General features: G+C 72.3%; 14 protein-coding genes. 8 read left to right on the forward strand and 6 right to left on the reverse strand.

All coding sequences use genetic code 11. The annotated features are described in order from the left end of the window. Positions 1–525 precede the first annotated feature (525 nt). Positions 526–1,035 carry a transcription elongation factor GreA gene (gene greA, locus OCU29_RS00170; RefSeq protein ID WP_179615543.1) on the reverse strand — a complete coding sequence of 170 codons (510 nt, stop codon included), beginning with the start codon at positions 1,033–1,035 and terminating at the stop codon, positions 526–528. Between the two features lie 235 nt (positions 1,036–1,270). Further along, the gene (locus OCU29_RS00175) at positions 1,271–1,672 is read right to left on the reverse strand and encodes a DUF4307 domain-containing protein (protein ID WP_179615544.1); all 402 of its coding nucleotides are present in this window, start codon (positions 1,670–1,672) and stop codon (positions 1,271–1,273) included. 30 nt (positions 1,673–1,702) lie between these two features. On the opposite strand from OCU29_RS00175, the gene mca reads away from it, so the two are divergent. Together mca and OCU29_RS00185 are read left to right on the forward strand one after the other, a co-directional pair. Further along, positions 1,703–2,608 (forward strand): mycothiol conjugate amidase Mca, encoded by a 906-nt coding sequence (mca, locus tag OCU29_RS00180; RefSeq protein WP_179615545.1) that lies wholly within the window; start codon positions 1,703–1,705, stop codon positions 2,606–2,608. Positions 2,609–2,610: 2 nt separating this feature from the next. Next, positions 2,611–2,901, forward strand: coding sequence for a hypothetical protein (locus tag OCU29_RS00185; protein WP_261818341.1), 291 nt, complete (start codon positions 2,611–2,613; stop codon positions 2,899–2,901). A gap of 6 nt (positions 2,902–2,907) precedes the next feature. Here OCU29_RS00185 and trxA read toward each other — a convergent pair whose 3' ends face one another. The 3 genes from trxA to OCU29_RS00200 are packed head-to-tail and all read right to left on the reverse strand — an operon-like array spanning position 2,908 to position 4,910. Continuing rightward, positions 2,908–3,288: a thioredoxin gene (gene trxA / locus OCU29_RS00190; protein ID WP_261818342.1), complete on the reverse strand. Its 381-nt coding sequence runs from the start codon at positions 3,286–3,288 to the stop codon at positions 2,908–2,910. Between the two features lie 36 nt (positions 3,289–3,324). Next, positions 3,325–3,762, reverse strand: a complete 438-nt coding sequence (locus OCU29_RS00195) for a hypothetical protein (RefSeq protein ID WP_261818343.1) — start codon at positions 3,760–3,762, stop codon at positions 3,325–3,327. After that, positions 3,759–4,910 carry a serine/threonine-protein kinase gene (locus tag OCU29_RS00200; RefSeq protein ID WP_261818344.1) on the reverse strand — a complete coding sequence of 384 codons (1,152 nt, stop codon included), beginning with the start codon at positions 4,908–4,910 and terminating at the stop codon, positions 3,759–3,761. The genes OCU29_RS00195 and OCU29_RS00200 overlap by 4 nt, the downstream gene beginning before the upstream one ends. A gap of 85 nt (positions 4,911–4,995) precedes the next feature. Here OCU29_RS00200 and OCU29_RS00205 point away from each other — a divergent pair, with 85 nt between their 5' ends. Continuing rightward, positions 4,996–5,733 (forward strand): haloacid dehalogenase type II, encoded by a 738-nt coding sequence (locus OCU29_RS00205; protein WP_261818345.1) that lies wholly within the window; start codon positions 4,996–4,998, stop codon positions 5,731–5,733. A gap of 93 nt (positions 5,734–5,826) precedes the next feature. Here OCU29_RS00205 and OCU29_RS00210 read toward each other — a convergent pair whose 3' ends face one another. Further along, positions 5,827–7,989, reverse strand: coding sequence for a hypothetical protein (locus tag OCU29_RS00210; protein ID WP_261818346.1), 2,163 nt, complete (start codon positions 7,987–7,989; stop codon positions 5,827–5,829). Between the two features lie 352 nt (positions 7,990–8,341). Here OCU29_RS00210 and OCU29_RS00215 point away from each other — a divergent pair, with 352 nt between their 5' ends. The 5 genes from OCU29_RS00215 to OCU29_RS00235 all read left to right on the forward strand — a co-directional run bounded on the left by OCU29_RS00215 (position 8,342) and on the right by OCU29_RS00235 (position 13,182). Next, entirely contained in the window at positions 8,342–8,878 is a 537-nt protein-coding gene (locus OCU29_RS00215) for a sigma-70 family RNA polymerase sigma factor (protein ID WP_261818347.1), read from the forward strand. Further along, positions 8,875–9,633 (forward strand): anti-sigma factor, encoded by a 759-nt coding sequence (locus OCU29_RS00220; RefSeq protein ID WP_261818348.1) that lies wholly within the window; start codon positions 8,875–8,877, stop codon positions 9,631–9,633. The genes OCU29_RS00215 and OCU29_RS00220 overlap by 4 nt, the downstream gene beginning before the upstream one ends. A 162-nt stretch (positions 9,634–9,795) precedes the next feature. Beyond that, entirely contained in the window at positions 9,796–11,166 is a 1,371-nt protein-coding gene (locus tag OCU29_RS00225; protein WP_261818349.1) for an ABC transporter substrate-binding protein, read from the forward strand. A gap of 88 nt (positions 11,167–11,254) precedes the next feature. Next, positions 11,255–12,217 (forward strand): carbohydrate ABC transporter permease, encoded by a 963-nt coding sequence (locus tag OCU29_RS00230; protein WP_219633566.1) that lies wholly within the window; start codon positions 11,255–11,257, stop codon positions 12,215–12,217. Beyond that, positions 12,214–13,182, forward strand: coding sequence for a carbohydrate ABC transporter permease (locus OCU29_RS00235; RefSeq protein ID WP_179615555.1), 969 nt, complete (start codon positions 12,214–12,216; stop codon positions 13,180–13,182). Before OCU29_RS00230 ends, OCU29_RS00235 begins: the two co-directional genes overlap by 4 nt. Positions 13,183–13,184 lie beyond the last annotated feature (2 nt).

Here is a 13,184-nt window from a genome sequence, read left to right on the forward strand (position 1 = left end):
GAGGACCGTGCTCGCCGTACGCCGTTCGGTGGTGGGGTCTCGGCGACGCTCGAGCCTTCGGCCCTCGCTGCTCGACCAGCGGCGGTGCTTCGTTGGTCGAGCAGTGACGAGCGTCAGCGAGGAGCGTCGTCAAGGCCGGGTGAGGACCGTGCTCGCCGTACGCCGTTCGGTGGTGGGGTCTCGGCGACGCTCGAGCCTTCGGCCCTCGCTGCTCGACCAACGGCGGTGCTTCGTTGGTCGAGCAGTGACGAGCGTCAGCGAGGAGCGTCGTCGAGGCCGGGTGAGGACCGTGCTCGCCGTACGCCGTTCGGTTGCGGGGTCTCGGCGACGCTCGAGCCTTCGGCCCTCGCTGCTCGACCAACGGGGGCGTTCGTTGGTCGAGGATGACGAGCGTCAGCGAGACCCGGTGAGGACCGCGCTCGCCGTACGACGCTCGAGCCTTCGGCCATCGCTGCTCGACCAACGGGGCTGGACATGCGTCGAGCCGGCCGGTTCACACCGGCCGGCTCGCGCATCGTGCGTGGCTCAGATCGTGTACGGCACCGCGTCGAGGATGACGACCTCGAGCATCTTGCCGTTGGGGGCCTCGTAGGAGACCGTGTCGCCGCGGCTGGCGCCGTTGATGGCCTGGCCCAGCGGGGACTGCGGCGAGTAGACCTTCAGGTCCTCGACCGAGTCCTCGATCTCGCGGGCACCGAGCAGGAAGGTCTCGGCCTCGTCGTCGTCGTCGCCGACGAACTTGTAGGTGACCTTCATGCCGGGCTCGACGACACCGTCGTCGGGAGGGGTCTCGCCGATCTCGGCGCGGCGGAGCATGTCCTCGAGCTGGCGGATGCGGCCCTCGATGCGGCCCTGCTCCTCGCGGGCGGCGTGGTAGCCGCCGTTCTCCTTCAGGTCGCCCTCGTCGCGGGCGTTGCTGATGCGCTCGATGACGTCCGCACGCACCGGGCCCTTGAGCTCCTCGAGCTCGGCGCTGAGCTTCTCGAAGGCGTCCTTGGTCAGCCAGATCTTGCCCGGCTCGGTCGACTGCGTCATGGGTGGCTCCTACGGGGGGTGCGTCAGGGTGTGGTCGTCCGCACCCGTTGTCGTGGGTGTGTCTCGTGCGGATCTGACGACGTCGGTGGCGCAGGTGAGGCGCTCGACGGTGGTCGCGGGCCTTCGTCCTGGCGGGCCCGGCGGGTGCGTCAGAACGACCACCTTAACAATCCCCGGCCCAAAAAGCAGACCGGTCCATCGACTCGGAGGGGTGAAAGGGCCCGGAGGCGGGGCCTCAGCGCGGGCGCGACTGGCCGTCGGCGGTGCAGCCGACGTTCTCGATGGCCGTCGCGAGCCGCTCGGTGCGGACGCTGACCTCGGTGCGCCCGTCGCCGGTGGGGGTGAAGACCCGCTCGCCCACCACGACCTTGTCGGCGGCGTAGGCGCGCACCAGGCACTGCACGTCGGTGGCGTCGGCGCCCACCCGCACGTCGACCACGGCGGTGGTCGTGTGGTCGTCGACCACGTCGAAACCCACGATGTCGGAGCGCACCGACGGGTTGGCGTGCACGAGCGTGGTCCAGGCCAGCCAGGCCAGCGAGACGGCGGCGACCACGGCGACCGCGGCGAGCAGCGAGCGGCGCCGCCACGGCGCGGGGGCGCCGTACCGCTCGGTGAGGAGGTCCTGCGAGGTCACTGCTCCATGGTGACACCTACGATGGAACGCATGTCGCAGCACCCCCAGGAGCGGCCGTACGACGGCCTGCGTCTCATGCACGTCCACGCCCACCCCGACGACGAGTCGAGCAAGGGTGCGGCGTCCACCGCGCGCTACGTCGACCAGGGCGCCGAGGTGCACGTGGTCACGTGCACCGGCGGGGAGCGGGGCTCGATCCTCAACCCCAAGATGGAGCGGCCCGACATCCTGGCCAACATCACCGAGGTGCGCCGCCAGGAGATGGAGCGCGCCCGCGACATCCTCGGCATCACCCAGCACTGGCTCGGCTTCGTCGACTCGGGCTGGCCCGACGGCGACCCGAAGCCGCCGCTGCCCGAGGGCTGCTTCGGCGTCGCCCCGCTGGAGGAGTCGGTGGAGGCGCTGGTGCGGATCGTGCGCGAGGTGCGCCCGCACGTGCTGACGACGTACGACGAGCGGGGCGGCTACCCGCACCCCGACCACGTGCGCTGCCACGAGGTGAGCGTCGCGGCGTTCGAGGCGGCCGGCGACCCGGAGCGCTTCCCCGACGCGGGGGAGCCGTGGCAGCCGCTCAAGCTCTACTACCACCACTCCTTCAACCGCCCCCGCATGGAGGCGCTGCACGCCGCGATGCAGGCCCACGGCCTGGAGTCGCCGTGGGAGGAGCGGCTGAAGGACTGGAAGCCCGAGCCCGAGTGGGACGCCCGGATCACCACCAAGGTCGAGTGCGGCGCCTACTTCGGCGTGCGTGACCAGGCGCTGCTGGCGCACGCCACCCAGATCGACCCCGACGGGCACTGGTTCGCGATCCCGCGCGAGCTGCAGCTCGAGGTCTGGCCGACCGAGGACTACGAGCTCGTGGTGAGCCACGTCGCGTCGACGACGCCCGAGGACGACCTCTTCGCGGGCATCGACCGCCCGGGTGGCACGCTGTGAGCATGCTGCTGCCCGAGCTCGTCGTCCACCTCGCGCCCGTCCTCGAGCTGGTCCGGCTCACCGACGAGGTTCCCGAGCCCGAGGACGTCAAGGCCGGCTGGGGTGCCCTCGCGATCTTCGCGCTGATGGCCGCGGCCGTGGCGCTGCTGGGCTGGAGCCTGTTCCGCCAGCTGCGCAAGGTCGAGCACGGCCGGGTGACCGGCGTGTACGGCGACGTCCCGGCCGATCCGGAACAGCGTCCGGTGGCCGAGGACGACGCCGACGACAACACCGGCGACCCCGGCCGCGCCTGAGCCGGCTCAGCCCTCCTGGGCCTGGGCGCCGTCCTGGGCCTCGATCTGCTGGCGCACCTCGTCCATGTCGAGGTCGCGCACGGCCTGGATGACCTGGTCGAGCGCCGGCGCGGGCAGCGCGCCGGGCTGGGCGAAGACCAGGATGCCCTCGCGGAAGGCCATCAGGGTCGGGATCGACTGGATGCCGGCCGCGGCGGCCAGCTGCTGCTCCGACTCGGTGTCGATGGAGCCGAAGGTGATGTCGGAGTTCGCCTCGGAGGCGGCCTCGTAGGTCGGTGCGAACTGCTTGCACGGGCCGCACCACTCCGCCCAGAAGTCGACCAGGAGGATGTCGTCCTCCTTCACGTGGGTCTCGAAGTTGGCCTCGGTCAGCTCGATGGTTGCCATGCCTCCACCGTACGACGCCCGCGTGAGGTCCTCGAGTCAGCCGACGCAGGCGCGGGCGAAGCGGCCCAGCAGGTCGGGCCAGTCGGTGCAGCGCTCGCGCAGGTGCAGGTTCGTGGCGTCCCAGCCGCCGTGGCGGAACTCGACCAGGCAGACGCCGCCCTCGGCGGTGAACGCGACGTCGAGCCAGGTGGGGTGCGCGTCGGCGGGCTGCCACCAGTGCGGCCGGTAGGTCTGGGCGTAGCGGACCCCGGGCTCCCAGGTCGTCACCCGCCCCAGCGGGCGGCGCTCGCCACCGACCAGCAGGACCACCTCGCCGTCGACGCCCGGTGTGACCTCCAGGCCGGCGAACGCCTCGGGGTCGGGGGTCGAGGCAGGGTCCCACCAGCGGCCCAGGTCGGTGAAGACCTCGAAGGCGCGACCCGGGTCGCAGGCGACGTCGACCGCGTGCTGGAGCGGGGCGTCGGGAGCGCTCACCGGCGCTGCTCCTGCTGCGGGCCGCGCTGCTGGTCGGCCGGCTCGTCCTCGCCGGCGGCCAGGCCGGCCACCAGCACCAGCAGCAGGATCGCGGTGACCGCGCCGGCGACACCGCGCTGGTGCGCCGGCATCGCCTTGGCCCGGGCCAGCAGCCGGCCCGGGGCGTGCGCGATCGCCGCGCCCGCCCGGTCGGGGAAGCTCTCGCCCGGCACCCGCGCCGGGCGCGGCTGCTCCTCGGGGGCGCCCGACGTCTCCGGGGCGGCGGCCGGCACCTGGGTGGTCACCGCGACCGGCGCCGTCATCACCGCGGTGTGGTCGTCGCGGGGCGGGGTCGCGGGGGCTGCCGAGGCCGCCGGCGTCCGCAGCTCCTCGAGCGAGCCGGCGACCTGGTGGGCCGAGGGACGGGCGGAGGCGTCGGCGGAGGTCATGGCGACCAGCAGGCGCCGCCAGCGCTCATCGAGGGTGCCGGGCACGACGGGGTCGCGGTGCAGCCGTGCCAGCGCGGACTCGGTGGGGCTGCCGGGGAAGGCACGTTCGCCGGTGAGCGACTCGAGCAGCACCAGGCCGAGGGAGTAGACGTCGACGGCGGTGGTGACCTGCTCGCCGCGCACCTGCTCGGGGGAGAGGTAGGCGGCGGTGCCGACCGCGGTGCCGGTGCGGGTGTGGCTGACCGTGTCGCCGATCAGCCGGGCGATGCCGAAGTCGGCGAGCTTCACGCGGCGGTCGGTGCCGAGCAGCACGTTGCCGGGCTTGATGTCGCGGTGCACGACCCCGCGGTCGTGGGTGTGGGCCAGGGTGGCGGCCAGCTCGGCGCCCACCCGGGCGGTCTCGTCGGCGCCCAGCGGCCCCTCGTCGAGCGCCCGCGCCAGCGAGCGGCCCTCGACGAGCTCCATGACCAGGAACGGGTGCTGCTCGTCGATCCCGGCGTCGAGCACCGTCACCAGACCGCGGTGGGAGAGGTTCGCGAGCGTGCGCGCCTCCGAGGTGAAGCGGGCGCGGTCGGTCGGGTCGCCGGCGACGTCGCGCAGCACCTTGACCGCGACCTGGCGGTCCAGGAGGCGGTCGGTGGCGCGGTGCACGTCGGCCATCCCGCCCGAGCCCAGCAGCGGGCCGAGCTCGTACCTGTCGTTGAGGAGGGGGGAGACCACGGGCGCAGTCTGTCAGCACCCGGAGCCCGCCGCGCCCTCCCGTCGGGGTGGTGGGCCGGTACGCACGCGTGGCTAGGGTCGAGAGATGAGCCAGCAGCAGGGACAGCAGTCCGCACCGCAGCCCGCACAGCAGCAGGGTGCGCCGCGCGTGGTGGTCCTCGACGTCAACGAGACGCTCTCCGACCTCTCGCCGCTCGACGACGCCTTCGTCGAGGTGGGCCTGGGTGCCCACGAGCGGCAGGCCTGGTTCGCCGGGGTGCTGCGCGACGGGTTCGGCCTCGGCCTGGCCGGCGCCTCCGCGGCGTTCGCCGACGTGGCCTCGGGGGCGCTGCGGGTGCGGCTGCTCGAGAGCGGCACCCCCGCCGAGGAGGTCGAGCAGAAGGTCGAGACCGTGATGGGGCGGTTCTCGACCCTGCGGGTGCACCCCGACGTGCCGCCCGGCATCCGGGCGCTGCGCGCGGCCGGGCTGCGGATCGTGACCCTGACCAACGGCTCGACCTCCGTCGCCGGGGGCCTGCTCGAGCGGGCCGGGCTGCGCGACCACCTCGACCTGCTGCTCTCGGTCGAGGACGCGCCGGCGTGGAAGCCGGCCGCGTCGGCGTACGAGCACGCGCTGGAGGAGTGCGGCGTCGAGGCGCACGAGGCGATGCTGGTCGCGGTGCACCCCTGGGACATCGACGGCGCGGCGCGCGCCGGGCTGCGCACCGGCTGGGTCGACCGCAGCGGCCGCGGCGCCTACCCGGCGTACCTGCGGGCGCCGGAGCTCAGCGCACCGTCACTGGCCGAGCTCGCCGGCGACCTGCTCACCGCCGAGCTCAAGTAGGCCCCGCCGCACCACCGGACGTGCCACCGGCCCGTCCGGGGGCGGGCGTGCGCCCCGGACGGGCCGGCGGGTCAGGTGGTGATCAGCTGCTGATCAGGGCGTCGCCGGCACCGGGGTGCCGTCGATGGTGAACACGCCGCCGTCGTTGTGGTTGTCGGGGTTGGTCGGGGCGGTGTTGCCCGCGATGACCACGTCGGTGACGGTCAGGACGCCGGTGGCGCTGTTCCACAGCCCGCCGCCCTCGTTGTCGGCGTTGTTGCCGGTGACCCGGCCGCCGTCGTAGGTCACGACGCCCGCGGCGGTGATGTGCAGGCCGCCGCCGTTGCCGGGCGCGGCGCCAGTGTCGTTGCCGGTCATCACGACGTCGCGCAGGGCCACCGTGGTGGCGTCGGTGGTCTCGATCGCGCCACCGGCACGCACCGAGGTGTTGGCGTCGAAGGTGGTGCCGACGACCTCGAGGGTGCCCTTGTTGAGCAGGCCGCCGCCCGAGCCGGCGGTGCCGGTGGCGGTGTTGTCGCTGACCGTGGAGTCGCGGAGGGTCAGGGTGCCGCCGTCGTTGTAGAGGCCGCCGCCGCCCTGGTCGGCGTCGTTGCCGCCGGCGGTGTTGCCGACGATCTCGGAGCCGGTGACGGTGAAGGTGCCGCCGGCGCTGTTCCACAGCCCGCCGCCCTCGGCGCTGGCGCTGTTGCCGCGGACCTCGGTGCTGGCCACGTCGACGACGCCGGCACCGGTGAGGTGGAAGGCGCCGCCGTTGCCGGGGGCCGCGCCCGCGGTGTTGTCGTTGAGCGAGGAGCGCAGCACCGAGGTGGTGCCGACGTTCGCCTCGATCGCGCCACCGGCGCGCTGGGCGTCGTTGCCGCTGACGTCGCTCTGCACGACGGCGAGGGTGCCCTGGTTGTTGAAGATGCCGCCGCCGGAGCCGGCGGCGCCGGGGGCGGTGTTGCCGGTGACGGTGCTGCCGCGCACGGTCAGGTCGCCCATCTCGTTGTAGAGGCCGCCACCGCCCTGGTCGGCAGCCGCGCCCGCGGCGACGTTGTCGGTGATCTCGGAGCCGCGCACGGTGAAGACGCCGCCGGCGCTGTTCCACAGCCCGCCGCCCTCGGCGAGGGCGGTGTTGCCGCTGACGACCGAGCCGACGACGTCGACGGTGCCGGTGCCGGTGATGTGCAGGCCGCCGCCGTTGCCGGGCGCCGCGCCGGCGGTGTTGTCGGTGAGCGACGAGCGGCGCACGGTGGTGTCGCCACCGTTGGCCTCGATGCCGCCACCGGCGCGGGGCGCCTCGTTGTCGGCCACGGTGGTCTCGACGACCTCGACGGTGCCGAGGTTGTTGAGGAGGCCGCCGCCCGAGCCGGCGGCGCCCGTGGCGGTGTTGCCGGTGATGCTCGAGCCGGTGACCTGCAGGAAGCCGCCGTCGTTGTAGATGCCGCCGCCGCCCTGGTCGGCCTCGGCGCCACCCGCGGTGTTGCCCTCGATGCGGGTGCGGTCGACGATGAACGTACCGTCGGCGGAGTTCCACAGGCCGCCGCCCTCGGCGCCGGCGGAGTTGCCGCCCACCCAGCTGCTGGTGATCTCGACCGCGCCGGCGCCGGTCAGGTGCAGCGCGCCGCCGTTGCCGGGCTCGTCGCCCGTCGAGTTCTTGACCATCCGGGTGCCGATGAGCTGGGTCAGGCCCTCGTTCGCCTCGATCGCACCGCCCGCGCGGGTCGCGGTGTTGCGCGCCAGCCGCGAGTCGGAGATGAGCACCTTGCCGCCGTCGTTGAAGACCGCGCCGCCCGAGGCGCCGGTGCCGGTGACCTGGTTGGCCAGCATCGAGGTGTTGCGCACCACCAGCTCGCCGTTGACCAGGATCGCGCCGCCGCTCTCGCCGGTCGCGGGCGCACCACCGCGCAGGCGGGCGTTCTTGACGACCAGCCGGGCGCCGTCGGCCACGGTGAAGATCCGGTCGACGCTCTTGGCGTCGATCGTGAAACCACGGGCGTTGAGCACCAGGTCGTCGGTGACCTCGATGGCCCCGCCCAGGCGGCCGTTGAAGCGCACGTCGTCGCGCAGCTTGAGGCGGTCCAGGCCGTCCTTGCGGTTGGCCCTGGCCACCGCGGCGCGCAGGCCCGCCTCGTTGCCGGCCTTCGAGGATCGCTCCGCGGCGGGCCGCTCGGCCGCCTGCGCGAGGCTGGGGGTGGCCGCGACCGCGGCCAGCGCGAGCGCTCCGGCCGCGGCGCCGCTGAGCAGCCGCGCGCCTCGGGTCCTGGGTGTCGTCATGTCGTGCCCTTCTCTGGGGTGCGACCGCCTGGCCGCGCTGGCGCGCCCCGACCCGGGGCGCGGTGGTGCGTCAGGGGTGGGTACGCCGCCCGCGGCACCCGCGTTCACCCGGCGCGCAAGAAATCCCAGCCGGCCCGGATCTGCGCCGGCTCGCGGTGGGGCCATCCCTGCGGCTGGTGGTTCCGAATGAACGGCGAGCAGGCGGCCGCCGTACTCATCGACAGGGATGGGCGCGACGGGTCCTGGAGAGGGCGGCGCGATCTTCATGGGGACGCAGGTCGAGGGGTGGGCGGGTGCTCGGAGGACGAGAGCGGCACGGACGGCTGAGCCGCGGGCCGACGCGCGGCAAGAGGTGGGGCTGGGTGACGAGGACGGCGTCCACGCCGCCTACCTGCAGCACGGCCCGGAGATCTACCGCTTCGTGCTGCGCTCCCTCGGCGACCCCGGGGCGGCCGAGGACGTCACCCAGGAGACCTTCCTCAAGGCCTGGCGCCACGCCGCGCGCTACGACCCGGACCTCGCGTCGCTGCGGGTGTGGCTCTTCGGGATCGCGCGCAACGCCGTGATCGACCACGTGCGCGCCGCCCGGGTGCGGCCCTGGCAGTCGGCGCTGGCCGGTGACGAGGCGGTGCAGGCCGCGGTGCACGACGCTGGCGGCCCCGCGGGCGACCCCTCCGAGCGACTGGTGGGACAGTGGGTCGTCGAGGAGGCGCTGCTGCGCCTGAGCGAGCAGCACCGGGTGGCCATCGTGCAGACCCACCTGCGCGAGCGGCCCTACGACGAGGTCGCCGCCGAGCTGGGGGTGCCCGTGGGCACGCTGCGCAGCCGGGTCTTCTACGGGCTCAAGGCGCTGCGCGCCGCGATGGACGAGATGGGGGTGGCGCCGTGAACGACGCCCATGAGCACGGGCAACAGGAGCAGCAGGAGCGTCACGAGCGCCTGCGTGAGCTGCTGGGGGCGCACGTGCTGGGCCACCTCGCCGCGCCGGAGGCCGACGCGGTGCGCGCCCACCTCGACGGCTGCGCCGGGTGCCGCGCCGAGGTCGCCGAGCTCGAGCCCCTGGTGGCCCGGCTCGACGCTGTCGACCCCACCCACCTCGACGAGCGGCCCTCGCCGGCGGGCGACCTGGGCGCCCGCATCCACAGCGGGGTCGCCGCCGAGCGGGCCGAGCGGGAGGCCCGCGCGCGCGAGGACGAGCGCGCGGCCGCCCGCCACCGCTCCCGGCGTCGTACGACGCTGCTGGCCGCGGCCGCCGCCGTGGTCGTGGTGGCGCTCGCCTCGGGGGTCGCCCTGGGCCGGGCCAGCGCACCGCAGCCGCCCGCCGTGCCGCTGGAGGCGATCAGCCTCGAGGTCGCCGGGTCGGGGCAGCAGGGGGAGGGCGGCATCGAGCTCGAGAGCGCCGGCCTGGTCGCGCACACCTGGGGCACCGAGCTGCGCTTCGTGGGGGCGGGCTTCGAGGAGGGCGCGGTCTACCGGGCCGCCTTCCGCGACTCCGGGGGGCGGCTGACGCCGGCGGGGGAGTTCCTCGGCACCGGTGCCGCGGAGATGAGCTGCCAGCTGCAGTCGGCGCTGCTGCGCCCCGACGTGGTGGCCGTGGTGGTCACCGACGCCGACGGCGAGACGGTGCTCAGCAGCGAGGTCTGAGCGTCGGTCCCTGCCTTGACACGCGGGCTGGTCCAGACCAGCCACCGGCGTGTGACCTGCGTTACAGAGTCGTGACCCGGGAATCCTTGACGCGGACGGTGCGTAAACGCTTGCATCATCTAAGCACCACTGTCCGGAGCACGTCAGAGAAGGGGACCCCAGATGCGCTCACGCAAGATCAGGCACGCGACGATCGCGGCCATCGCCACCGGCATCGTCCTGGCCGGTTGCGCCAGCGACCCGGCCAGCAACGAGGTACAGACCGCCGAGGGCACCTCGCCGGGCGAGGGCGTCGAGGGCTGTGAGGACCTGACCCAGTTCGGTGACCTCACCGGCACCGAGGTCTCGGTCTACACCTCGATCATCGCGCCGGAGGACGCGGCCCACAAAGCCTCCTACGAGAAGTTCACCGAGTGCACCGGGGCCGAGGTCGCCTACGAGGGCTCCAACCAGTTCGAGACCCAGCTGATCGTGCGCGTGCGTGGCGGCAACGCCCCCGACATCGCCTACGTCCCGCAGCCGGGCCTGCTCGGCACCCTGGTCGACACCGGTTCGGTGGTGCCGGCTCCCGAGCCGACCGCCGACAACGTCGACGAGTGGTGGGGCGAGGACTGGAAGGGCTACGGCACGGTCGACGACACCTTCTACGCCGCCCCGCTGGGCGCCAACGTGAAGTCGTTCGTCTGGTACTCCCCGCAGATGTTCGAGGAGAACGGCTGGGAGGTCCCCGAGACCTGGGACGACATGGTCGCGCTCTCCGAGGACATCGCCGCCAGCGGCACCAAGCCCTGGTGCGTGGGCATCGAGTCCGGCGAGGGCACCGGCTGGGTGCTCACCGACTGGCTCGAGGACGCGCTGCTGCGCGACGTGGGCCCCGACGTCTACGACCAGTGGGTCAACCACGAGATCCCCTTCGACGACCCGCAGGTCGTCGAGTCGCTCGACCGGGTCGGCGACATCGTCAAGAACCCCGACTTCGTCAACGGCGGTCACGGTGACGTGAACTCCATCGCCACGACCACCTTCCAGGACGGCGGCCTGCCGATCCTCAAGGGTGACTGCGCGATGCACCGCCAGGCGAGCTTCTACGCCGCCCAGTGGCCCGCAGACACCGACATCTCCGAGGACGGCAAGATCTTCGCCTTCTACCTGCCCACCACCAACGAGGACAACGGTCGCCCGGTGCTCGGTGGCGGCGAGTTCACCGTCGCCTTCGACGACCGCCCGGAGGTGCAGGCCTTCCAGACCTACCTCTCCAGCGACGTGTGGGCCAACGAGAAGGCCGAGGCCACCCCTGACGGTGGCTGGGTCAGCGCCAACACCGGCCTCGACGTCGAGCTGCTGAACAACCCCATCGACCGCCTGTCGGCCGAGACCTTCCAGGACCCCGAGGCCGTCTTCCGCTTCGACGGCTCCGACCAGATGCCCAGCGCCGTCGGCGCCGGCTCCTTCTGGAAGGAGATGACCTCCTGGGTCACCGGGGACGACAGCGAGGCCGTCCTGGCCAACATCGAGGACTCCTGGCCGAACTGATCGAGACGACCCGTACGCCGGGTCGCGGCACCCCCGCGACCCGGCGTACGGCCCCTCGGTCGGTGCGCGAGAAAGGTGTGGGTAGGACGTGACGACTCCCGAGAAGCTCATCCAGATGGTGATCGCCATCGCCCTGTTCGTGGGCGTGATGGCAGCCATCCTGCTCCTGACGGCTCGACTGAAATCGCGCAACGGCGAACGGGTCCAGGCCGTGGCCTTCGTCGGTCCGGCGCTCTTCCTGGTCGCGGTGGGGCTGCTGTACCCGGCCCTCAAGACGGCCTACCAGTCGTTCTTCGGCGCCAACGGCGACAACTTCGTGGGGTTCGACAACTACGTCGACATCTTCACCAACTCCAGCCTGCTGACCGTGCTGCGCAACACCATGCTGTGGGTGCTGCTCGTCCCGACGCTCTCCACCTTCATCGGCCTGGTCTACGCGGTGCTGGTGGACCGGTCCCGCTTCGAGAAGCTGGCCAAGGCGCTGGTCTTCCTGCCGATGGCGATCTCGCTGGTGGGCGCCTCGATCATCTGGAAGTTCGTCTACGAGTACAAGGGCACCGAGAACGAGCAGATCGGTCTGCTCAACGGTGTCCTCAAGGCCCTCGGCTTCGAGACCTACAACTTCTTGTTCTACGCGCCGTGGAACACGCTCTTCCTGATCGTGATCCTGATCTGGATCCAGGCCGGGTTCGCGATGACGATCCTCTCCGCCTCGATCAAGGCGATCCCTGACGACATCGTCGAGGCCGCCAGCCTCGACGGGGTGAGCGGGCTGAAGATGTTCTTCTTCATCACCGTGCCCAGCATCCGCCCCTCGCTGATCGTCGTGCTCACCACGATCAGCATCGGCACGCTCAAGGTCTTCGACATCGTGCAGACCTCGACCGGTGGTCGCTTCGACACCAGCGTGCTGGCCTACGAGTACTACTTCCAGTACTTCGTCTCGCTCAACCAGGGCCTCGCAGCGGCGCTGGCCGTGGTGATCTTCGCGCTGGTCACCCCGATCATCATCTACAACGTCCGTCAGATGCGTCGGCTGGAGGCACGATGACCACGACCCCCACCCCCGAGCCCGCCATGGTCGAGCAGACCCCGGGCCCGGAGACCGGCCGGAAGAAGGGCTCCAAGTCGGCCGCCTCGGCGGCCCGCGACGGCCTCAGCGGCCGCACCGCCTCCGCCATCAGCCTGGTGATCGCGCTGCTCTGGACGCTGCCGACCTTCGGTCTGTTCGTCTCCTCGTTCCGGCCCGAGACCGACGCCAAGACCACCGGGTGGTGGAACGTCGTCACCGACCCCAGCTTCACCCTCGACAACTACCGCGAGGTGCTCTCGGGCGAGGGCAACGCCGGGCTGATGACGTTCCTGGTCAACACCATCGTCATCACCATCCCGGGCGTGCTGATCCCGATCACGCTGGCGACCCTGGCGGCGTACGCGTTCGCCTGGATGAAGTTCAAGGGTCGTGACGCGCTCTTCGTGGCGATGTTCGCGCTGCAGATCGTGCCGATCCAGGTCACCCTGATCCCGCTGCTCTCGCTCTACACCTCACCGCCGTTCAACCTGCGGCCGCTGGCCGGGCGGGACGCGCCCGCGGGCGGTCTCTACGAGCTGTGGCTCTCGCACGCGATCTTCGCGATGCCGCTGGCGATCTTCCTGCTGCACAACTTCATGCGCGAGATCCCCGGCGAGCTCATCGAGTCGGCGCGCGTCGACGGCGCCGGCCACGTCGAGATCTTCACCCGCATCATGCTGCCGCTGATGGCGCCGGCGATCGCGGCGTTCGGCATCTTCCAGTTCCTGTGGGTGTGGAACGACCTGCTGGTCGCCCTGGTCTTCAGCGGGCCGGACGTCGCGCCACTGACGGTCAAGCTGGTCAACCTGGTGGGTCAACGAGGAGAGGACTGGCACCTGCTCTCCGCGGGCGCCTTCGTCTCGCTGGTCATCCCGCTCGCGGTGTTCCTGGGCCTGCAGCGCTACTTCGTGCGCGGGCTGCTCGCCGGCAGTGTGAAGGGATGAGC

This window comes from Nocardioides sp. OK12 (genome assembly GCF_024341885.1).
Taxonomy (GTDB): Bacteria; Actinomycetota; Actinomycetes; order Propionibacteriales; family Nocardioidaceae; genus Nocardioides; species Nocardioides marinisabuli.

Bases quoted from the DNA above. Each gene is read 5' to 3' on its own strand.
- greA (WP_179615543.1), bottom strand. From the start codon at position 1,035: ATGACGCAGTCGACCGAGCCGGGCAAGATCTGGCTGACCAAGGACGCC.
- mca (WP_179615545.1), top strand. From the start codon at position 1,703: ATGTCGCAGCACCCCCAGGAGCGGCCGTACGACGGCCTGCGTCTCATG.
- OCU29_RS00185 (WP_261818341.1), top strand. From the start codon at position 2,611: ATGCTGCTGCCCGAGCTCGTCGTCCACCTCGCGCCCGTCCTCGAGCTG.
- trxA (WP_261818342.1), bottom strand. From the start codon at position 3,288: ATGGCAACCATCGAGCTGACCGAGGCCAACTTCGAGACCCACGTGAAG.
- OCU29_RS00205 (WP_261818345.1), top strand. From the start codon at position 4,996: ATGAGCCAGCAGCAGGGACAGCAGTCCGCACCGCAGCCCGCACAGCAG.
- OCU29_RS00210 (WP_261818346.1), bottom strand. From the start codon at position 7,989: ATGACGACACCCAGGACCCGAGGCGCGCGGCTGCTCAGCGGCGCCGCG.
- OCU29_RS00225 (WP_261818349.1), top strand. From the start codon at position 9,796: ATGCGCTCACGCAAGATCAGGCACGCGACGATCGCGGCCATCGCCACC.
- OCU29_RS00235 (WP_179615555.1), top strand. From the start codon at position 12,214: ATGACCACGACCCCCACCCCCGAGCCCGCCATGGTCGAGCAGACCCCG.